Raw genomic sequence first — 22,086 nt, 5'->3', positions numbered from 1 at the left:
ACCCAGAACCCGTTCACTCTCGGCAAGAGTTCGTTCGTAGAGTTCGATGGCCTCGGCAACCCGTCCTGCCGACTCGTACGCGCCCGCCAGATTGTTGTGAGATGTCAGTGTGTCGGGGTGATCGGGACCGAGGACCCGTTCACGATCGTGGAGGGTCTGTTGGTAGAGCTCGATGGCGTGGTCGAGGCGCCCGGCCGTTCGGTATGCGCCGGCGAGGTTGTTGCGGGATGCCAGTGTATCGGGGTGATCGGGACCCAAGGCCCGTTCACTCTCGGCAAGAGTTCGTTCGTAGAGTTCGATGGCCTCGGCAACCCGTCCTGCCGACTCGTACGCGTAGGCGAGGTTGTTGCGGGATGTCAGTGTGGCGGGGTGATCGGGACCCAGAACCCGTTCACTCTCGGCAAGAGTTCGTTCGTAGAGTTCGATGGCCTCGGCAACCCGTCCTGCCGACTCGTACGCGTAGGCAAGGTTGTTGCGGGATGCCAGTGTGTCGGGGTGATCGGGACCGAGGACCCGTTCACGATCGTGGAGGGTCTGTTGGTAGAGCTCGATGGCGTGGTCGAGGCGCCCGGCCGTTCGGTATGCGCCGGCGAGGTTGTTGCGGGATGCCAGTGTGTCGGGGTGATCGGGACCGAGGACCCGTTCACGATCGTGGAGGGTCTGTTGGTAAATTGCGATCGCTCGTCCGAGGTCGCCCAGCGACAGGTAGGCGCGGGCAAGGTTGGACATCAGGGCGGTCACATTGGGTACACGACTTGCAGGTCCAGCTGTAGCAAGCCGGCGAGAAATCGCTACGGCCTCTGCAGTCGCTGTTAGCGCCTCTTGGACGCGTCCAACACCCCACAAGCGATTGCCAAAGTTACTGAGCGTGAATGCAAGGTCAGGTTCAAAGTCGGCGGGATTGGCGGCAGCAAGCTGACGGTAATGCACCACTGCCTCCGCGGTCACCGTGAGGGCCTCCTGCGGATATCCTGCCGATGCCAACGCAGTACCCATATTGTTTAGGAGCGCCGGATCAGCAGACCCTTGGCGAACCGCGTACTTGGCCAAGGCAATGGCCTTGTGTAGGTCGGAAAGGCTACCCGTCTTTCCGAAACGAGCCAACAATTCTTTGCTCAGGCCCTCGGCGACGATTTGCGGATGGTGCAAGGTAGCTCGCGAAATATCGCCGAATAGTAGTCCGGTCGACTCCTTGCTGGAAGAGTGTCCAGCCTGCTCAATGCGGATCCACGCGGGAGGCTGTTCAGAGCCGCTCATCAAAGCCTCCTGTCGCCTTGAAGAACTCAACGGCTGTTTGCTGATCATTGAAACTTATCGTACCTAGACGAGGATGCTCCCAGCGAATAAGGGCACCCTGCGGTGATTGTGAAGCTGGATAATCCTCACGAGGAGGCGGATTTAGCCGAAAGGATTCGGACACGCGAACGGGCGGATGGTACCCCACGGAGCGAGAAAATGCTGTAAGCCGATAAGGGTGAGCGGTAGCCGCAGGATGTTCGGCTGGTATGGGCAGTGACAAATCGCTGCGGCTAGCCGTGATTATCCGCAGGTTCGGGTGTGGATGACGCGGCAGCAAGGCTACGATCGGCGGATTACCGACGTCTTCGTCGAGGCCATCCACCAAAAGCGCCAGGCGTCGACCCTCTGCCGCTTCCCGCTCGGCGGCCAGCTTGAGCGAGTGATCACGTAGTCCATCAAGATGTGCGGTCGCCGCGGTGATGATTTTCGCTTGATCAGGTAGCAACTCCGCCAATTGATCCAGCAATGCAGTAGTGAAAGCAGTGTGAGTGTTCTGATTGGCATGCCGGTCAGTGACGAAAAAACACACTACTGTCACTCCAGGTGGCGGTTCCAGAGCGAATCCAGCGAGCAACGCAGTCTTACCCGCCCGCCTATTGCCGTGTACCCACATGTATGACTGTTCGCCCCAGCAGAACCCAGCGAGAGCCTCCAACTCGCCTTCGCGGTCGAGCAGGCCCTTTGCGGCAGCGAAGTGTTCGAAACAGAGTTTGTACAACCCCACCGGCGGCGCGGATGCAGCGCTTGGACCGACGTTGATGTCCCCGCCGACATATGAGTCGGCAAGATTAAACCCCCCCAAGGGAATTCCATCCGGATCCGCTGTACTGGGTGGAAGTGACGCGCCCGGGTGGGGGTTTACCCGCGCGCGGTTGAAGGGTCCGCGTTATGCCTCCCGATGCGCCCCCCGCTGAACTTGATAGAACCCTTCACCGAGAGGTCCGTACCTCTGAATCCGCTGCCTCCGGTCACGGCAAGGTCGGTGATTTCGAGGTCTCCGTCGACCGCAGCTCGCGTCAGCTCCATACCCACCGCCTCGACCGCGGTAGGTGCCTGATAGGCAATCACCCTCAACAACTCTTCTGCCGCAGCGCGCACTTCGAGATCCTCACCGGCGTCGAGTTTGATCAACTCCTTGGCCAGCAGGTCGCGGCGTAGCGGCTCCTCCGGGTCGCGTTCTACACCAACTACCTCGGCCTCGATTGCCTCGAATTTGCAGGTCAGCAAACTCTTGAACGCCTGGTAAGCATCGGTCACCACCTGCGTAGCTACCTGGGTAACCCCGGCGGCGGCGCCTGCCGCCACCGCGGCCACGATCAACGTTACCGGATCCATACCACCGACCTCCCCACTCCAATTCACACCACTGACCAGCGGTGAACTCGCACAAGATAGCTAAAGATCTGTCCGTCCGCAGTCGTTCGATCCAATGACACTCCACTTGCGATCGACCTGGTCAAGGGCGACTCCCAACACGCAACTCGGAGTATCACTCCAGCACCACTTCGTGATGTTGTCGGTGTCGCTGTGAACCACCCCGGGTTTGGTGCTCACCTTCTTTCTTGGGAAGGATGGGCAGATCATGCCTGCGAAGTACGACGAAGCGACCAAGGCCAAGGCCGTGCGGCTGGTCATCGACCATCGTGAGGACTACGACAGCGAGTGGGCCGCGATGAAAGCGGTCTCGGCCCAGTTGGGGATGACCACCGAGACCCTGCGGAAATGGGTCCGCCAGGCCGAGGTCGACCGAGGCGGCGCCGAGGGTGTCACGTCGGAGGCGGCGCGCACGATCCGGGAGCAGAAACGCAAAATCGCCGAGCTGGAACAGACGATCGAGATCCTCTCGGCGGCAACGTCTTTCTTCGCGCGGGCGAGCGACCCGCGACAGAAGTGATCAACGCTCTGGCCGAGACCACGATCGGTCTCTACAAGACCGAAGCGGTCAGAGACGATTCCCCGTTCCGGCGTCGCCCGCTGACCAGGCTCACCGATGTCAAGCTGCTCACCGCGGACTGGGTCGGCTGGTTCAACCGGTCCCGGATCACCGGCTCGGCCGCCGCCCGCCTGCCGAGCGCGAAGCCGACTACTATTCACGCCACGCCGAGCTACCGGCTGGAGACAGATAACCCGGTGCGCATCGAACACGGGGCGGTTCAACGAGACCGCGGCAGCACTGTTGTGCCTGCCACCGGCAGCCTACGCACTTTGGGTCGCCCACGACCCCGACGGCCGGATCCCGCTCCCGCGCTGGCCGGGTTGGCCGTCTACGCGATCGCGGTCTTCTCCCTGGCCCTCTACCCCCTCGAGAAGATCAAACGATAAAGACCCAGCCCGGCACCCGCCTCGCGCGCGTGCCGCACGACATCAGCGGCCCCGGCGCACCAGCTCCGGGGCCGCCCTCACGTTCGCTGCGGGAAGTGAGCGCCGCCGCGGCACGGCGAGGCCCGACTCCGAGCTCTGTTGGCCGATAACCATAGTTATGGCTCAATACAGCCTCAATCTCGACGAAAGTGTCCTCTTCGTCCCGATCGCGGCCTGGAACCTTCTATCCCATGCGAGTTCACGCTGCACCCCCTGGGGCCTACCGAATAGGTAACGGTATGAGCGGAGGAGAGGAGGACGCGAGATGAACGCGAGCACAGCTGCGATGGCCCTGGCCGCTGGAGGATTCGTTGTGCAACTATTGCAGGCAAGCCTATCCGCCTGACAGCTACGAATTAAGCGACTGGCAACGTGTCAGCGCGCCCGGTAAGTCGAGGCTGCTGCACGAACAGGCGACCACAGTGTTCACCTATGCGTGCACCGGCCCCGAACCTCAAGGTGCGTTCTGCTCGGCGGTTACGTGCCTGTAGATCTCCTCGATGACGGCCACTGGATCGGGCGCGGAGGCGTGCACGACTATCTCGGTATAGTGCGGATTGGTGATAGTCAGTGGCGGCAGGGGATGCTCGCGAAGCCGGACAAGGCGGTAACCGCCAGCGAGGAGATCCCGGCTCTTGGCCATATCGACGTCTTCCTTGCCGTCGTGCCAGTAGGCGCCGTCGTATTCGATGACCAGCGTTTGCTCGTCAGGTCGGGGCACAGCGATATCCACGGTCCACGCCGGTCGGCGTGTGAAGTGTTGCGAGCGGAGCCGGACCCCCGAGCGTGCGCGGCCGAAGACGGTTTTGGCGGCGGCGTAATGCTCCAATTCGACCGCCGACTTGCCAGCCTGTTTGCAGTCGGGGCAGTCGCTGCCGTTCGTCCGAGAAGTCAGCGTTGCTGTCCATTGGTGGTCGGGGTTGTCGCTGCACACCCACTGCGGCTCGAAGGTCGTCTTGCCGTGGGGGCGCACCTGCCATGCAGAGATCGGATTGCGGGGTGACCATTCCCGGGCGAGCAGCGGGTACTGGTAGGCCAGGGAGTCGAGAATGGTCCGGCACTGCGGGCACCGGTAGCGCTGATACTTGTTGCGGTCGCGGACCGGGTCTTCCCATTCGTGGCCGCAGTTGGAGTCGAGCCACCACACCACCTTCCGCGAGTCGTGGGGCACGTCCTGTGGGGTGAGTTTGCCGTTGCGGGTGGGATGCCATTGCGTCGCGATCTCCGGGCATTCTTGCGCCAGGCGCGGGTTGCGCCCGGTGGCGAGTGACTCGGCACCCGAGCAGTGAGGGCATCCTCGTTCCAAAAAGGTGTGAGGGGTCACGCGCGGGTGATGCCCATTTGTGCAGGAGAACTTGTACAGTCCCATAGCACCGGCGATCGACACCGTGGCGGGATCGGCTGGATCGGCCCATGCTGCTGCGAGTTCCGGATGATCGGCGACCATGGTGCGTTTCAGTGCTTCGTACTCGCGGTGCCAGGCATCTCGTCGTTCGGCTTCACAGCGCGGGCACTGTGGTCGGTCGACCATGGACTGGATCGAAGCGGTGAACGTGTGGGAACAGTCCGGGCACTTCCAGGCGGCCTGCCTCGTCGCTGCGCGCGGAGCGGTCGCGAAGCTGTTCTGATCGTTGCGGTCGTGGTCCCACCACCCGACGGCTGCCGAGCCGCTGTCTTTGAACCGCACGGTTCGTGGGCGCGCCTTGGTGACGTTGACCGTGCTCTTCGCCGTAGACTTGCCGTTGCGAGAGCACGCGCATCCGAATCCGATGTCGCCGAGACGTTCCGCGCTGAGTCTGCGGCAGACCTTGCACCGAACATGATGAGGGTCATCAGCCTGAGACGGCTCCGTGAGCGGGCCCAGGTACTCGTAACCATTGGTCTCGGCGTAAGCGCGTGCTTCGTTGATGGAGGGAGCCGCTCGAGCCAGATTCGCTCTCTGCATCTGCGCCCAGCTCCTCCAGTGGCAGGCGCGGCAGGTCGCCAGTCCTGCGCTGTTGTTCCCCACGACGTAGTTGAGCTTGTGATGGGCCTGTGTGCCGCAGGCGAGACACTGCATAAGCGCGTCTGCGTTGGGCTTGAGTACCGGTTCGACCGCCGACATGCCGCCGATGCGCAGTATCTCGTCGATGCATTGGGCACACCACGCCGGTTTCGAACGGGTCCGGTAGACAGCAGGTCGGGAACATCCGTCGGTGGAGCACGGCTGAGTCTGGTCCATCGGCACGCTACCCAGTCTCGCGATTGTCACGTGCTATTCGCAAACCGTGAAAGACACGCTGGGCGCGGTGCTCACCTTCGGCACGCTGTACCGCAGAATTACTCCGGTGCAGAACTTCCCACGGCTGAGAACCATCTTCGGTGTGCCCGTCGGCGAGCTGTCCGCAGCCAACATCGCCGTGGCGATCGAACAGGGTGTACCCGAAGCCGCTGATCTCGACTGGAAGAGCGAACTCTACGAGCCGACCAACGAAGGCAACCGGGAGTTCGCGAAGGACGTAGCCGCAATGGCAAACGGCGTCGGTGGAATCCTCGTGCTCGGCGTCAAGGCTACCGACACAGGCGCCACAGAGGCATCGTTGGTCGAGATCACCAAGACGAACACCGAGCGTTTCGAGCAAATCTGCCGCGACCGCATCCACCCTTTCCTGCCCGGTGTCGCGGTCCTGCCGCTCGAAGTCAGCGACGGAAAGGGCTACTACGCCATCGTGGTCGACCGTAGTGCCGATGCTCCGCATGCGGTGGTGGTCGGTGGAAACAGTCCGGCGCTGCGGTATGCCGTGCGAGCCGGTACCACTACTCGGTACCTCCATGAAGCCGAAGTTGCGGCACGGTACAGAGACCGGTTTGCTTCCCGGGCCGAACGTGCAGCTGCTCTGGATAAGGTTCACCGCGATGGTCTCGCGAGACTTCCCTCAGCAGACGCGTGGATCGCAGTGTCGGCGTACCCGACAATCCTCGGTAGCCTCGGGGTTGGATCTTCGGCTGTTTCCAAGGTCGAAGGCTTCGTGATCACCTGGATGCGCTATCAGAGCCCACCCGTCAGCTCATTTCAGGAATATCGCAGGACGGTGCCGGGTCTTCGGCGGGCGATCATCAATCCCGAGGTCGGCTACATAGCCGAAGGATCAACACCCCATGCGCAGCTGCACTTCGACGGTGCGGGGTTTGTTGCCCTTCCCATCACCAGAGTCCTACCTGACGCTGCAACGGATGAACGAGCACCGGCTGAACTGGACCAGAATGATCTCGAGCTGCGGATTCTCGCAGCGGTCTCGATGCTGGCCCAGCACGCCGTGAATACGAGCTGCGGTGGCGATCTGACGCTTCGCGCCCAGCTGGTACTCAGTACGCGACCGTCCCATCTCGACATGGAGTTGACGCCGACCTTCATCTCGGAGGTCTCCGCCTCGGCCGAAGAGATCCAAGAAATTGCCGCTCGACCACCTTGTGCTGCGGTCGTCATGCGCAAATCTCCGTCGGTCATCGAGATCGCTGCCGATGTGAACGAGGTCGGTACAGATCGTCGCGCAACTGTCATAACCGCTCATGCAATCACCTGCGACATTCTCGGCGAGTTCGGGATCGCAGATCCGCGTCTGCTCCGTCCCGACGGCGGGCTCGATACCGAGAATTTGGCAACCGGCCTGAGAGCCGCTGTAGCAGCCTGGTGCGGTTTGGTGGACTGACGTCCGGAGCGTCCACGCTCGACCTGACGGGTGCGGTGCTATGTGACTACAGCGAGAACCGCAACTGTTCGGTGCTGGGTTCGAGCCGTCGGGGGGGGTGCTCAAGGACGGTCGGGGTTCGGAAGTTCTGCTTCCATGAGGTCGGCCTTCTTCGCGAGTCTCGAGATGTTCGATGCCAGGGTTTGTGCGCGCCCGGCTGCGACCTTCTGGTAGCGCATCGCTGCTTGGGGTGTTTTGTGCCGCAGCCGTTCCATGACCTCGGGTAGTGTTCCGCCGGCTTGGGCGGCGACTGTGCCGCCAGTGTGGCGTTGCTCGACGATGCGGAAGCCGGGGCGCCCGATCTGGGTGCAGGCTTTGTTGAAGATGCGGCGGTAGACCCATTCGCGCATGGTCGCGCCGGTGTCGGGGTCGGGGAACAGCAGTGCGTCGGGGGAGGAGTGGACGTGGCGTTGGAGGTGCAGGCGCAGTGCGGGGCGGATGTGGTCGGGGATGACGACGTCGCCGGTGGATCCGGCTTTCGGTCGGTCGATGACGATGGTCTTCTCGCGGTAGGTCGCTGCTTTGGCGACGGTGAGGACCGAGCAGTCGGGGGTGAAGTTGCGGCGGCGCAGTTCGTAGGTCTCGGACGGGCGTAGTCCGCACCAGGCGGCCAGCAGGACCGAGGTGGAGAGTTCGGGTGGCATTGCGGCGGCGAGGGCCGCGATCTCGCCGGGGGTGAGCACGGTGGTGTCGTGGGCGGGCTCGACCGCGGTGGCGCCCTTGATGCGGCAGGGGTTGTGGGTGATGAGTTCGTCTTCGACGGCGACGTTGAGGACCATGCGCAGGACTTCGTAGGCGCGGGCGCGGGTGGTGGGGACTTCGGTGTCGGCGGGGTCGGCTTTGGACTTGCGGCCGCGCGGGCGGATGCGTTCGACGTTGCTGTACCAGATGCGGACCATTTCCGGGGTGATGTCGGGTACGGGTTGGTTGCCGAAGGTGGGGTTGATGTGGTCGCGCAGGAGTTGGGTGTAGCTGTCGAGGGTGCGACGGGCGAGGGGCTTGCCTCGGCGTGAGACCCGGGTGGCGACGACCTTGGCGGCGTAGTCGGCGAACAGGACGATCTTCTCGGCTTCGGCGGCGGCTTGCGCGGCGCGTTCGGCGGGGGAGGTCCAAATGTCGAGGTCGATGAGTCTGCGTTCCGCGGACAGCCAGCCTTCGGCGCGGTCCTTGGCGTCGAAGGTGGCGGGTGCGTTGTGGAGTTGGAGGTCGGGTCCTTGGTAGGCGGCCTGGTAGCGGCCGGACGGGAGTCGGCGCAGGCGGCCGAACGCCCTCCGTGCGCGGGCTTTCGGCTTGCTCGTGGTCACAGTGATGACCTCCTGGTCGGCGTGCAACATACGTGCAATAAGTGAGCCCATCGGTGCCCACTCCTGCGCACTCCTGTGACTCGAATTCTTTCCGGTACTTCCTGGTAGATGCTACTTTCCCGCAGGCGAGAGCGCCAGGAAGTGAATGAAGAGTCGCGGGTTCGAAACCAGCTGGGACCACTCTATCCCCTCGATATTCTTGCTGGTCGAGGCCGTGCTTCGGTCGCCGGGGCTGGCAGCTATTCCGACCAGGTGAGGATTCGTCGTCGCCTCGTCGACTACCCCGGCCTCCCAGCGGACAGCGAGTACGAGGTCACCATCTCTCGTTGCGGTGAGGTTCCTCGGAGTTGGTTTGCTGACTCTCGGTCACGGACTCATCGACGGAGAGTTGTTCGTGCTGAGGCGTTACCCCGAAGAGTTCCGTCGCAAGGTCCTGGACCTGGTCGCCGCGGGGCGACCGGTGGCGCAGGTCGCCGTGGATTCGGGCATCGGCGATCGGTCCGAGCTGACCGCGGCCGGGCGGCGCATCCACTGGGCAGCACGAGACCTCGGGGTGGGGTTCGGGGTGAACCCGGACGTGGTCGCGGCGGGCTGTTCGTAGAGTTCTTCTCGTGCGAACACACGCTTTGACGGTGCGGACCGATGTCGCCTCGGCGGCTTTCGGCGTTGCCGCGGCCGCCGGCCTGGTGCACGCGGCCGCGAGCCTCTTCTGGGCGCTCGGGGGCAGGTGGCAGCTCGAGTCGGTGGGGCAGTGGGCCGTGCAGTTGGCCCACGACCATCCGATCAGGGTCGGGCTGCTCCTCGGCCTGGTCACCCTCGTCAAGGTGGCGGCTGCGGTTGTGCCGCTGGTGAACGAGCGGCGCGAGGGCCGGTTCCACCGGAGTCTGCGGTGGGGTGGCTGGGCGGGCGGAGCCGTGCTTGTGGTGTGGGGCGGTCTGTCGTCGCTGTCGGCGTGCGCGGTCCTGGCTGGTGTGGTCACACCCGGCGACGGTTACAACCGGAGCACGATGATCGGGCACGCGTTCGTGTGGGATCCGCTGTTCGTGCTCTGGGGAGCCGCATTGCTGACCGGGCTATGGCTCACCAGGGCGCGACGCCCGCAACACCCGTGAGGTCGGAGCGGGGGAACCACGCTCGCCTCGGCCTCGAATTGCGGTAGCAGGCGCGGCATGTGGGTCCGGTGAATCACTACTGCCGGTGAGTCGGCCGCGACGACGTGGTCGAAAATGTCGTGTAGCACGACGCTACCGGCGCCGACGATGCTTCCATCATCAACGTCACCTACTCGGGCACCAGCCCCGCGCCTTTGCCGGCCGGGCGGATCATACCGACCGCGCGTTCTCTCGAAATCCACTGCGCCAGTGCGTATTCGGCTGCTTAACTGGTGGGGAACCCGAGGAGATTGCATGTCCGGTCGCCAGCTTGTCAAGACGTACAGTCAACGTCGCTATGTCCACACCACCCTGGTTCAACACCAGGGTGTGACCGTGGCATTCGCGATGGACGATGCGCGCCGAGTGTTCTACTCCGTGCTGGACATGTCGCGGGATACCGGTGATGGGCTCGACACCAGCTATTGGGCCGACAACCCCTCGGAGCTGCGGTTTCCCAGCGAGATCGCGAAGGTGGGGTACGCGGCCGCCGGGGCGGTGACGCTGCCGTTGATCAAGCGCGGGGGTCGCGTGGAGGCCGGTGCGGAACGATTGCTGCCCGAGGAGATCGATCCGTTCCTGTCCAGCACCGCTCGGCTGGCGGCGTCCGCCCCCTTCCAGGTTGTCTCGGACGGGACGAACATTGTGGTGTTCCGCCAGTCGATCGATGCCGCGCACCCGGACGCGTTGTTCCGGGCGCCATCGGGCGGGCCGGTCACCGAGACGTCGGGCAGCGGACGAGTTGCGTTGGTGCACAACACTTTGCTGTGTGACCGGTTCGTGGTTTCGGGTGTCGAGCTGCGGCCCTTGATGGAGGTGCGCTACCAGCGCAGTCGTCAGCGCGCCGTGCCGGAGTCCTCGCGAGACACGTTGGGTACCAGGGACATGGAGGGTCGCCCGTTCTACGAGCCGACCCAGGAGCTGGGTTTCGTCGCGAACCTCACCGAGGGTGCTTTCTCGGTGCTGCTGCTGCCGACCCAGGTGAGCGGAGTGCGGCGCTGGCAGTTGTTCTCCCGCAACAGCCGAACTCGGCGCATCGACGCGTTCAGTGTCGAGCAGGCGGGCGATGGCCTCTTCAACACGATGGGCAGCCAGTACTACACCAGCCCCGACCCCGCGTACGCCGGGGCTGTTTTCGAACGTGCTCCGGGAGTCGACCAATTCACCGGCAAGCCGCTGGTGCCGGTGGCGAGCCGTGCCGGATACGCCGAGACCGCGTTGCGCTTCGACGGTGCCAAGACCTATGTGGATCTCGGCAATTCGTCGAAACTGGGCTTCACCGGGCCCGAGGGGACCGTGGAGGCGTGGATCCGGCCGACCGCGCCCAACGCCACCATCGTGGCGAAGTACGACGAGGGCGGCGCCGGGGGCAGTTTCGCCCTGGCCCTGGCCGACACCGGCAAGCTGACCGTGCGCCGCGGCGGCGGCGCACTCGTCGAGTCGAGCCGGACCGTGCCGATGGATGCCTACATCCACGTCGCGGTCACCTTCACGGACAGTCGGGTGCTGCTGTTCCTGGACGGCGAACCCGCCGGCGCGGGTCTGCTCCCGGTGCCGGCCGCCACGACCACGGCGCTGCTGATCGGTGCCCGGCGTGCCGGTGGTGCGCCGACGGCGCTGTTCAACGGCGAGATCGACGAGCTCCGGATCTGGGATCGTGCCCGGTCCGCCGCGGAACTGGTACGGGACAGAGGACAACGTCTTGCCGGCAACGAACCCGGCCTGATCGCCTACTACCGTTTCGACGAAGGGTCCGGCACCGCGCTCTTCGACCATACCGACGGCGCGTGCGACGGAACCCTCGTGGGTGGGCCGACCTGGGTGACCTCGCACGCGCCGATCGGCGACAATTCCGGGCTGCGTCGCGAGAGCTTCGTATTCGAGGGTCGAACGGTGATCTCCGGTTTGACATCGACGCTGTACTTCCAGCAGGAGAATGCCGCCACCGGCTACGGCTCCGAGCAGAAGCCCGTGAAGCGCCAGGCTCGCGTGCTGCTGGCCGGTGTCACCGACGGCCCGGTGCCGCCCGGCGGTGTCGCGGGGCGATCCTATGTCGCGACGCTGGATCTCGCGGTCGGCCGCGATGGCCGGTTGACACAGGTCCCGGATCAGATCACCCTGCCCGTCGTCGGTAAGCCCGACCCGAGCCGCGATCTGGAGCGGATCAGCGCGCTCGAGCAGGCGATCAAGGTCTTGCAGACCCGCAACACCGCGGACGAGGCGATCCTGGCGCGGTCGGCGATCGACCCTGCGAAGGTCGCGGCCTGGGAGTCCGAACGAACGACGACCGCCGCAGAGGTGGCCCGGCTCGCAGCCCTATACGACCGGGAGAACATCGTCACCAACTGGAGCTATCGAATCCGCAACGCGGTCGACAACTCTTATATGGCCGCCTTCGTGACAGCCAAGGGAGGCTATCGGCTCACCGCGACGGTCGACCCGAGCGACGCCGGCCTAAGCCTGTGGTCCATTCGTGACATCGGCCAGCGCAGCGCGGACGGCCGACCCTATTACCTCCTCATCCCCGGCGGGATGGCCACTGCGCCTCTGCGTGTCTCCGACGCGCGGCCGGAAGATCCGGACGGTCGCCAAACGACCGGGCCGCCGACCGGCGGCCCCGATGTCATCTCTTTCGACTACGGCAACCAGGACAAGTACAGCGCGCAACCGCGCAGCGGCCCGTGGGTGCACTTCCTCGTCCGGGTGGCGGACGAGTCCTCCACGGAGGGCGAAATCGTCGCCCGTTTCAATGGCTGCCGGGTGTTGTTCCGGCCGATGGCGTCCGCCAAGGATTACCCCGGCACCGAACCCCGCTACCGCACCGCCAAGGCCGAGGAGAGCGTCGATCCTCGTGCTGTTCGGTTCGTGTTCCAGCGGCAGTCGCTGCACTCCGGGGTCGATGTCGCCCTCCAGGCCGCCCGGGACAAGCTCAGCACACTGGCGACCGATATCGACGCGGCCCGTACTCTGCGCAACTCCCAGGACGAGGCTCGTATCCGTCTGGCGGCCGGGCGCGTGGAGCTGGCGGCGAAGCTGGCCGAGCTGGCACTGCTGACCTCGGGCGCCAAGGGCAGCGCCGATGTGGCGCTGCCGATGCCCTATCTCGGCTGTGATCGCCAAGGTCTCACCTACGCGGGCGGTTTGCTGGCCTTCGCGTGGACGCCGGATACTCCGTTTCTCGCCGACAGCACGGTCGGCCATGTCGCGCTGTACTTCCGCGGCGGGGAGGGCCAGTTCTTCGCCGCCTACTACGACACCTCCGTGTCCCGGTCCAGCCGTCGGCTTCCCACCCAGGGCGCACCGCTACGGCTGATCGGGCGGGACGCACTCGTCGACCTCGCCGCCACGACGATCACGGTCACCGACGGCGAGGTGCCCGCGCGGTGCACGGTCACCATCACCACAGGCACCGAGTCCGAGACCTTCCGATCCGTTCCCCGCGCACCGACGCAGTTCGCCGCAGTGCTCAACGGCAATCCCGATGCCACCACGGTGCTGATCGGTGCTGTGCAACGCGCTGACGCCAGCACGCTGACGCTGTCGGCCCCCTCGGTCGCCGCCGTGTCCGAGGGCGCGGCGATCAGAGTCGACGGCCGTGCGTTCCTGGTCGCCGACCACACCCCGGCCGGGGCCAAGACCATCGCCCTGGTCCCCGGCTCCGCGAGCAGCACCCGCACCACCGCGATCGAAACCGGGTCCGAGATCCGGGCGATCGCCTACGATTTCGGCTGGGCCACCGCCAGTCGCGCGGGTGTCTCGCTGACCTCCGGCTCGACCAGGATCCGGGTCGAGGTGCTCGCCGCCGCCGAGACCGTCACCAACGGCACCGCCGCGGACCTGACCGCCGGTCGCGCCTGCCAGTGGCGCGGGGAAGCGCCCGGGCGCGCGTTCACCTTCGACGGCAAGCAGACCCGGCTCGCGCTACCCGTTCCACTGCTGGCGCAGGTGCGCACTGTCTCGGATCTGACCCTGGAAGCATGGCTGCTTCCCGACCGGGTGATCCGGCCTGCTCGTGCACTCCATGCCGATACCGGCGCCGACTCCGTCGATGCCCGCTACCAGCTCGGTGTGACTCCGGCGCCGCTGATGACAGCGTTGACCTTCGACGGCGCACGGGACCGGGTCAACTGCGGGCCGATCCGTCTCGATGCCACCGACTTCACCATCGAATTCTGGGCCAAACGTCAGACCGTGACCGGGCGTGGGGAATTGATGCTCGCCCAAGGTGACGTCGGAAGCAGCAACCTCGTCCTGCATCTCGGATTCCGTGGCGACAACTCCTTCGTCTTCGGGTTCTACGGCAACGATCTGGACATCCCGACGGCCTACACCGACCTGCAGTGGCACCATTGGGCGGCGGTCTACGACCGGGCCGCGAGCACTCAGATCATGTACCGCGACGGTGTGGAGGTCGGCCGCCGCACAGTGCCCGCGCCCTATGCGGGCAAGGGTGATCTCATCCTGGGCGGTTGCAACGCGATCCCCGCGCCGGCGAATGTCGGAATGGATGACGTGCGGGTCTGGGGGCGGGTGCGCAGCGGGCAGGAGATCGACCGGGATCGGGATCGGCGCATCACCGGCCGGGAAGAGGGGCTGCTCGGCTATTGGACCTTCGCGAACAAACGCGCTGTGGATCTGTCCCCGGCGGGCCGCGACGGGGTCCTGATCGGCAGCCCCGCACAGTGCGCATCCGGCTTGGCCGGGCACCAGGTCTTCGCCGCGCTGGGTGACCGGTTCGTGCGCAGCCGCGATGCCTTTCCGGTCAACGAGTGGGAACACCTCGCGGTGTCGGTCCGGCAGTCCTGGGCGGTGCGCCTGGACGGGCGCGGCTTCCTCGACGCAGGCGCGCCCGACGCGCTCAATATCGTCGGTGACCTCACCATCGAGGTGTTCCTGCGGGTGGACAGGCTCGATCTGATACAGGGGCTGATCTCCTACGGTGGCCTGGGCGACGGCGAGCCGGGCGGTGTGCCCTACCAGCTGACGCTGCTGGCGGACGGCACATTGCGGTTCTCCTTCGAGGATCTCGACGGGGTACCGCGCCATATGACCTCGCTGCAGGGCCTGGTGGCCGGTGCGTTCCATCGCGTCGCAGTGGTTCGCAAGGGCGCCGAGGTCACCTTCTACATAAACGGAAACCAGGCCGGGTCCACTCGCCACGAGGGCAGCGCGCCGCAGGGCGGCCCGGGACCCCTCGAAATGGGACGCATCCGGGTCGGAACGGCGACAGCGGGTTTGCGTGGTGTCCTGAGCGAAGTGCGGCTGTGGAACGTGGCGCGTGCGAGCACGGATGTGTGCCGAGAGGCTTCCCCGCGCAGCTCCGGTCTGCTGGCGCATTTCAGATTCCAGGAGAACACCGGCAACGTCACGATCGACTCGATCAATTCGTACCGGGCGCGATTGAGCGGGGCGAGCTGGACCAGGAGCCCCGACCCGGCGGGCAGCCCCGCCCAGCTCTATCGCAACGGTGAACACGTGGTCATCGACGCCGTGCCCGCAGGTGACGAACTCCGCGCCGCCGGGTACGGCGAGGCCCAGTTCACCCTCGGCGGCCGCACCACGGGCAGCGTCTTGCGGGACGCCTTCAGCGGGGTGCTGGAGGAGGTCCGCATCTGGCGCACGGTGCGCACCCAGGAACAGATCCTCGACAACCTGTTCACTCGCCTCAAGGGAGAGAAAGACCAGCTCATCGCCTGCTACAGCTTCGATACCGACACCGGCACGCCCACCACGGCACTGCGCGACGGCGGGCTGCGCGGCAATCACCTCACCTTCGGCACCACGGCCGGGCAGCAACCCGAACTGGTGCTGTCCACCGCGCCGCTCTCCACCGACACCGCCCAGGTCCGCTCGGCACTCTCCGGAGTGAGCACCTCCTTCCACGAGCGGCTCAGCGGTAGTCCGGCCGTCGCCGAGTACGCCGACGCCCAATTCGACGCCCGCGGCACCCTCGGCGGAGTGATGAAGCGCTGCTACGGCTACCGTCGCGGCGACGCCTGGATTCTGGTCACCGGGTACAAGATCGGCAATCTGTTCACCGAGTGGATCAGCCAGGCCCAGTTCGACCCGCAGATCATCGGCTACATCGAAGGCGCGCCGCCGGTACCCTCGGAGAACCTCACCGGTTCGGGCACTCCCGACCTCACCGGTACGTCCTCGGTGACCTTCCGGCAAGCCGACGCGGTGAACGTCACCCAGGCCTCCGGCACCGCCGACGGCAAGAATTTCGCCTTCAAGGCCGAGCTGGAGACCGAGTTCAAGACCAAGGTGCAGGCCGTCACCGCACCGCTCGGTATCGGTTTCAGCCGCCCCGCGATCGATATCACCGCGAAACTCAAATTCGGTGGCGGATACGATTTCTCACACAATTGGACCAGCGACAACTCGGTCAGCAAGGCGGTGAGCGCCAGACGCGACACCTCGGTCAAACTCACCGGCGCGTGGGAGCACCCGGCGAAGATTCTGAATACCGGCGTGGGACGGCGGTTCCTGCCCGCCAATACCGGGTTCGCCGTGGTGCAGTCCGAAACTGTCGACATCTTCGCGGTGCGCTTGGCGCACAACAACGCGCTCGTGTCCTACCGCATACTGCCCAGCCCCGACATTCCCCGCGACTGGAACATCATCGCGTTCCCGATCAATCCCCGCTACACCAAGCAGGGCACCCTGGACGGCGCGATCGGATCCACCGACACCGGCAAGGTCCTCGACCCCGACTATCCCCAGGCCGGCGCACGCGGCGAACACAGCTACTTCAAACCCACCGAGTCCTACTCCATCAAACGCCGCATCCAGCGCGAACAACAACGCCTGCGAGCACTCTACGAGTCCATATCCCACGAACCGCCCCCCGCCACCGACGGTGCGCCGCTCGCGCGGGCGCTCAGCGATCTGGCCGGGCCGTCCTTCAGGCCACCCGCCCGCCGGCCCGACACCGCGGCCACCGGTGCTGTCGCCAAGAGCCTGGCGCAGCGCGATCTCGCCAACACCTACGTCTGGACCGCCGCCGGAGGCTTCTTCGCCGAATCCACCGAAACCACCGATGTCGTCACCGAAACGATGGCCGGCACCTACACCACCGGCTCGAACGCCACCGGCAGCGCCGGATTGGGGCTCGACTTCGGCGGCGCAGCGATCAACATCAATTTTGAACTCTCCGGCGGCGCCAGCCACAGCACCACCCACACCAAGTCCAAAGAGGCCACCCGCAGCTTCGGGCTCGACGTGTCGTGCGCTCCCAGCGGCGATCTCCACCGCTACGACGACCGGGGCCAGCTCGTCTTCGGCGCCGACGGCCGCCCCGCCAAGGTACCGGGCAAAGTAGACGCCTACCGCTTCATGACCTTCTACCTCGATGCCGACAAGAGCAACTTCGAGGACTTCTTCGGCAAGGTAGTGGACCCGGTCTGGCTCGCCCAGAGCAACGACAACAACGCCGCCGCCCTGCGCCGAGCCCGCCAGTCCGACAAGAAGCCGCCGTGCTGGCGCATCATGCACCGCGTCACCTTCGTCAGCCGAATCCTGCAAGCCGTCGCGCCCCCCACCGCCACTCCGCTGGAGAAGGCCATGCGCGCCGAGAACATCGAAAGCAACTACGAACTGATCAAACGACTCGAACCCTACGTCCGCGAATCGGCGTCCTCCCTGGACGAACTGACCGCGGCCACCGAGAAGGCCCTGACCCGCCACCTGCCCGAACTACTTCCCAGCGCCAAGGAGATCACCGACTACCTCGCCCACTACTACGGCACCGTCTGAACGCACCGGCTGAGGTGAGACGGGCACAGCCCCCGGTGGCCATCCACGAGACACCGCCCGGGGCAGGGTTCGACCGTGTGGCGGTCGCGGGGCAGCAGCGGGAAGATTCTGCGTGACTGGCGCCTGCTCGGGAACGGAGGGTTGCGTCCAGCAGCATGTAGCTCGGCCGATGACCTGGGCCCGGCGCTATGGCGCCTTTCGGGGCTGCGGCCCCGGGAACGATCCCGGGCGGGTTCGGGGTGGCCGGCCGCGTGCGATCAGCGCTGCGTGCAGTTTCCACGCTCCGTATCCGGATTGGGCGTTGCAGCCGGTCAAGGTGGCGATATGTCCGAGGCGGCGGTCCACGGTGTTGGGGTGGATGGCCAAGGTCATCGCGGTGTACTGTCTGCTGCAATTGTTGTTGAGGTGGATCTGGAGTAGCTCCAGCAGGTGCGGGTGCTCGTCGAGCGGGTCGAGGAGGGCGGCGAGGCGCTCGCGGGCAGGTCCTCGTCGGGACAGCTGGAGTTCCATCGCCATCTGCTCGTGGTGGTAGAGGTCGGGCGGGTAGCCCAGCCCGACGACGACATCCAGCAGACTGTGTGCGCGGTCGATGGCGTGGGCGGTCGGCTCCGATCTCGTGGAGAGCGTGCAGATGGTGATCCCGGCGTCCGCGTCGCGGGCGAGTGAGCGCAGTGCCGAGGTGAAGCCGTCGTCGATGACATCACGGGGCACGGTGGCGGTGCCGCCGCTGATACTGAGCCGAGCTCGCTCCCGGCCGCCACAGTGGGCGGTCAGCACGGTCCGGAGCTGTCGCACCGTTCGCCGGGCCGATTCACCGGGGGCGGTGATGTGGAATGCGAGCACCTCGAAACGGCGTGCGGGGTCCGAGCCGCCGGGGGTGGTACGGATGCCGGCGTCGACGGTCCTGCGTGGATGGACTTCGGCGGGGAGGGCCGCAGGCAGGTAGGCGGCGGTGATGGTGGAGGTGACGGCGGACATCCACTCGAGGGCGAGGGCGATGCCCGCGCGCAGGGTGTCGGTCTCCGCGAGCGGGACGTTCGCTGTTCCGAGCAGCGGTGTCTCGAGGCGGTCGATCAGGAGCGCGAATCCGGCATGGACAGCGTGGAGCACGGTATCGAGCGGTATGCCGCACTCGCGCCACCCGGCTGCGGCTTTCTCGAGCGGCGCCAGGCGCGCTGGGCCGGCGTCACCGTCGAGGAGGCCGACGAGGCTGTCCAGGCAGCGGCTGGTCACCGCCGTGGTTTCCGCATGACTGAGTTCGGCGGGAAGCGGCGCGAAGTGCTCGGTGAGCCTTCCGACGGTCTCGACGGCGACATCGGCGGTCTTGCGCAGCGGCTCGGAGAGCGGGTGTCCTGACAGGACGATCCGTCGCTGTCGATGATCGTGAACTCGCATGCGGATCATCTCTCGGTCGATGAGAACGTGCCCCCCGGGGACGGGAGCGATAACGATGGATGGGGGAGCGAACCGAGAGCACGGCCTCGTTCGCATCCGGTGCCGTGCGGGACGTCGCCGATGCCGACCCGGGCGGAGACGGCTCGGCCTCCGGCCGAACCGTCTCCGTGCACACGTCCCGCGCCGGGTCAGGGGGTGATGGGGTGGGTGCGGAAGAACTCCCAGATCAGGGCGGTGGCGTCGATCGAATCGGTGTTCGAGCCGACGATGATCGACGGGTACAGCAGCGACGAGGTGCCCGGCCAGATGTGGCCGCCGCCGAGAACCGAGTAGAGCTGGACGTCGACACCGGGCGGGCAGCGGTAGCTGTCGAGGACGACGTCCTCGGCGATGGTGCGGCGTTCGGGTGCGCCGGTGCAGCCGTCGCGGCCGGCCCAGGCCGCGGCGTTCTCGGTGATCGGGCGCGCATTCACGCCGCTGTTCTCGTCGCCGGCTGCCGACCCCGACGCGGAACCGGAGTTCGCCTGTCCGGCGTAGGGGACGATCGGATCGTCGGTGCCGTGGAAGGCGAGCACCGGCACCGGCCGCGCCGGGCGGCACCAGCTGAAGTCGCGCAGCCCGGACACCGCGGCGATCGCGGCGACGCGGTCGGCGTACTGGCAGCCGATGGAGCTGGTCGCGAAGGCGCCCATCGACAACCCGGCGACGAAGACGCGGCGGGTATCGACGCACTGGGTGGATTCGACATGGGTCAGCAGCTGCATGACCCACTCCAGATCCGCCGAGCCCGGTCCGTAGTCCCACTGTGCGGGCGCGAGCCGGTCCAGCTGCGGGGTGATCGTGACGAACCCGGTGCGGACACCGAGTTCGCCGAAGCCGCTGCCCAGCTCCGCGATCTCCTTGTTCTCCAGCAGTCCGTGCAGCGCGATCACCACCGGCAGCGGGCGATCCGCCCCGGGCGGGACGTGCCGCAGATACTGGCCCGACTTCTCGGTGCCGGTGAACTCGTGCGTCGTGCGGCCAGCCGCGGGCGCCGCCTTCCCACAGCCCGCGGAGGCTCCCGGGATCGGGCCGGGTGGTTCCGCGTGGACCATGCCACTGCTCACCGCGGTGGCGGCGAGCAGGACCGAAACACAGACCGTCCGCCGCAACGCCGCGCCGGCCGATCGCATTCTGAAAATAAAACTCTCATACACGAAAATAAGATTCTCAGCCGCGGCGCGGTGGGGGAAGATCCGACGGCGCCCATTGGACACATTCACCGGGTCAGGGCCGCACCGGAATGGGATGGGCCAGCCGTCACCCGGTCGGTGGCACCTCGCCCGGCTGGGCCGCAGTGGCGGGTCTGTCAGCCGAGCCATTCCACGAGGACTCTGCGGAGTCGGCCCAGCGGTGCGCCGAGCGCATCTTCGAGCCGGCCGGACGTGTCGCCGACGACTTGTTGAGCCCATGACAGCACGCCGTCGAGGCCGAGCGGGTACGCCACGGGTAGGACGATGGCTGCCGCTCCCACAACCACGAGAATGGGGAACGCGATGAGACTTCCGAGGCCATTGGCGATGCCGAGGGCATCCACGCGCTCGGGATCGTCCGGCCGGTAGACCACGGTGATCGGCGCACCGATGCGGGCGCGGCTCGGCACTGTGTCGGCCAGGGCGATGCGCCGGAGTTCTCCCGTCTCCGCGGTGACCGAGGTGATGACGCCACGCGTCCGATCCCCCCGCAGCCACAGCGTTGCCCGCTCGACGGTCTGCCGGAGGACTCCGACGCCGATCGAGAGCTGTACCGCCCCGAAAAGGACCACCGCCGCGGCACCCATGTAGTGCCAGAAACCCCGCACGGCAACAGGATATGGATCCGAATCGACCGCGGCGATCACCTGAACAGAGGACCGTGTCGTGTCGTGGCGCCCCGTGGGCTCACGATCGGCCTCGATGGCGGATCATCGACGCCGAACTCGATGGCGGCGACCACAGCGCCCCTGGCGAGTAGTTCCAGCGCCACGCAGCGGCCGATGCCGTTGCCTGCACCGATCACGACGAACCGGGGGATCGTGTCCCGCCGTCCGGTAGGGTCACCGCACCATGCGCTACCGATTGCTCGGTCGGACCGGCCTGCGAGTGTCGGAACTGTTTCTCGGTGCCATGTCCTTCGGCCGGGGGCCGGGGTTGGTCGATGTCGACGGGGCTCGGCGGATCGTCGATCTCTACGCCGAGGCCGGCGGCAATGTCATCGATACGGCGGACAAGTACGATTCGGGCGGCAGCGAACGGGTCGTCGGCGAGGTGCTCGCCGGTCGGCGTGACCGGTTCGTGCTCGCGACGAAGTACACGCGGTCCCGGGATCCGCGGGACCCGAACGCGGCGGGCAATCACCGGAAGAACCTCGTCGCCTCGCTCGACGCCAGCTTGCGCAGACTGCGCACCGACTACCTCGACCTGTACTGGGTGCACATCTGGGATCCCTACACGCCGATCGAGGAGACGATCCGGGCACTGGACGACGTGGTGCGGGCCGGAAAGGTACTCCACATCGGAATATCGGATGCTCCCGCATGGGTGATCACCCGCGCGAACACCATGGCGGAGTTCCGGAATCAGACGCCCTTCGCGTGCGTTCAGGTGCCGTACAACGTGCTGACGCGGGATATCGAACGCGAAGTACTCCCCATGGCCGAAATGCTGGGGCTGACGGTCGCCACCTGGCGGACGCTGCACCGCGGCGTCCTGGCGGGCAGGGCAGAGCGCGCCGCCGACGATCGGGAGCGCTCGGTGGCCGCGGCGCTGGACGAGGCGGGGCGGCAACTCGGGGTGCGGCCCGCGCAGGTGGCGATCGCGTGGGTACGAGCCCGCTCGCGCGCGATCCATCCCCTGATCGGCGTGAGCAGCCACGAGCACCTCGGTGAGTTGCTCGACGCGGTGGACGTCGTACTTCCGCCCGAGGTGATCACCGGGCTCGACGCGGCCTCCGGCTATGCGCCCGGATTCCTGGCCGACTTCATCGAAGCGGGTGGCCGGGCCGAGCTCGGTATGCAACTGGACGTATATCGTTGAGCCGACACCGTCTCGATATCGGATTCGGTAGCCGATC

General features: G+C 66.1%; 14 protein-coding genes and 1 pseudogene. 7 read left to right on the top strand and 8 right to left on the bottom strand.

What is annotated here, in order from left to right; all coding sequences use genetic code 11:
- The 3 genes from ACFO0B_RS14110 to ACFO0B_RS14100 all read right to left on the bottom strand — a co-directional run.
- Positions 1–1,305: tetratricopeptide repeat protein (locus ACFO0B_RS14110; RefSeq protein WP_378612857.1), on the bottom strand; the 1,305-nt coding region annotated here is incomplete at its 3' end.
- Positions 1,244–1,828, bottom strand: coding sequence for a hypothetical protein (locus tag ACFO0B_RS14105; protein ID WP_378612856.1), 585 nt, complete (start codon positions 1,826–1,828; stop codon positions 1,244–1,246). The genes ACFO0B_RS14105 and ACFO0B_RS14110, both read right to left, overlap by 62 nt.
- A 329-nt stretch (positions 1,829–2,157) precedes the next feature.
- Positions 2,158–2,634: a hypothetical protein gene (locus ACFO0B_RS14100; protein ID WP_378612855.1), complete on the bottom strand. Its 477-nt coding sequence runs from the start codon at positions 2,632–2,634 to the stop codon at positions 2,158–2,160.
- A gap of 247 nt (positions 2,635–2,881) precedes the next feature.
- On the opposite strand from ACFO0B_RS14100, the pseudogene ACFO0B_RS14095 reads away from it, so the two are divergent.
- Positions 2,882–3,210, top strand: a pseudogene (locus ACFO0B_RS14095) (transposase); the annotation flags it as partial.
- A complete protein-coding gene (locus ACFO0B_RS14090) occupies positions 3,190–3,621 on the top strand; it encodes a hypothetical protein (protein WP_378612890.1) in 432 nt (143 codons plus the stop codon). The pseudogene ACFO0B_RS14095 and the gene ACFO0B_RS14090, both read left to right, overlap by 21 nt.
- A 493-nt stretch (positions 3,622–4,114) precedes the next feature.
- Here ACFO0B_RS14090 and ACFO0B_RS14085 read toward each other — a convergent pair whose 3' ends face one another.
- Positions 4,115–5,881 carry a zinc-ribbon domain-containing protein gene (locus tag ACFO0B_RS14085; protein WP_378612888.1) on the bottom strand — a complete coding sequence of 589 codons (1,767 nt, stop codon included), beginning with the start codon at positions 5,879–5,881 and terminating at the stop codon, positions 4,115–4,117.
- Between the two features lie 46 nt (positions 5,882–5,927).
- Here ACFO0B_RS14085 and ACFO0B_RS14080 point away from each other — a divergent pair, with 46 nt between their 5' ends.
- Positions 5,928–7,349, top strand: a complete 1,422-nt coding sequence (locus tag ACFO0B_RS14080) for an AlbA family DNA-binding domain-containing protein (RefSeq protein WP_378612854.1) — start codon at positions 5,928–5,930, stop codon at positions 7,347–7,349.
- A 101-nt stretch (positions 7,350–7,450) separates the two neighbouring features.
- On the opposite strand, the gene ACFO0B_RS14075 is transcribed toward ACFO0B_RS14080, so the two are convergent.
- A complete protein-coding gene (locus ACFO0B_RS14075; protein WP_378612853.1) occupies positions 7,451–8,692 on the bottom strand; it encodes a tyrosine-type recombinase/integrase in 1,242 nt (413 codons plus the stop codon).
- 394 nt (positions 8,693–9,086) lie between these two features.
- On the opposite strand from ACFO0B_RS14075, the gene ACFO0B_RS14070 reads away from it, so the two are divergent.
- From ACFO0B_RS14070 to ACFO0B_RS14060, 3 genes are all read left to right on the top strand, one after another.
- Positions 9,087–9,293 carry a hypothetical protein gene (locus ACFO0B_RS14070; protein ID WP_378612852.1) on the top strand — a complete coding sequence of 69 codons (207 nt, stop codon included), beginning with the start codon at positions 9,087–9,089 and terminating at the stop codon, positions 9,291–9,293.
- Positions 9,294–9,324: 31 nt separating this feature from the next.
- Entirely contained in the window at positions 9,325–9,804 is a 480-nt protein-coding gene (locus ACFO0B_RS14065; protein ID WP_378612851.1) for a DUF3995 domain-containing protein, read from the top strand.
- Between the two features lie 294 nt (positions 9,805–10,098).
- Complete coding sequence (locus ACFO0B_RS14060) at positions 10,099–17,601, top strand: LamG-like jellyroll fold domain-containing protein (RefSeq protein WP_378612850.1); 7,503 nt, start codon at positions 10,099–10,101, stop codon at positions 17,599–17,601.
- Between the two features lie 186 nt (positions 17,602–17,787).
- Here the strand turns inward: ACFO0B_RS14060 and ACFO0B_RS14055 are convergent, their stop codons facing one another.
- The 3 genes from ACFO0B_RS14055 to ACFO0B_RS14045 form a co-directional block, all read right to left on the bottom strand.
- Positions 17,788–19,005, bottom strand: a complete 1,218-nt coding sequence (locus ACFO0B_RS14055; RefSeq protein WP_378612849.1) for a PucR family transcriptional regulator — start codon at positions 19,003–19,005, stop codon at positions 17,788–17,790.
- Between the two features lie 179 nt (positions 19,006–19,184).
- Positions 19,185–20,168, bottom strand: a complete 984-nt coding sequence (locus ACFO0B_RS14050; RefSeq protein ID WP_378612848.1) for an alpha/beta hydrolase family esterase — start codon at positions 20,166–20,168, stop codon at positions 19,185–19,187.
- A gap of 176 nt (positions 20,169–20,344) precedes the next feature.
- Positions 20,345–20,875, bottom strand: a complete 531-nt coding sequence (locus ACFO0B_RS14045) for a hypothetical protein (protein WP_378612847.1) — start codon at positions 20,873–20,875, stop codon at positions 20,345–20,347.
- Positions 20,876–21,116: 241 nt separating this feature from the next.
- Here ACFO0B_RS14045 and ACFO0B_RS14040 point away from each other — a divergent pair, with 241 nt between their 5' ends.
- Entirely contained in the window at positions 21,117–22,049 is a 933-nt protein-coding gene (locus ACFO0B_RS14040) for an aldo/keto reductase (RefSeq protein ID WP_378612846.1), read from the top strand.
- Positions 22,050–22,086 lie beyond the last annotated feature (37 nt).

Source organism: Nocardia jiangsuensis, from assembly GCF_042650385.1.
In the GTDB taxonomy this organism is placed as follows: domain Bacteria; phylum Actinomycetota; class Actinomycetes; order Mycobacteriales; family Mycobacteriaceae; genus Nocardia; species Nocardia jiangsuensis.
The sequence above is the reverse complement of the archived record's forward strand: the minus strand, read 5'-3'. Positions and strand labels throughout refer to the sequence as shown.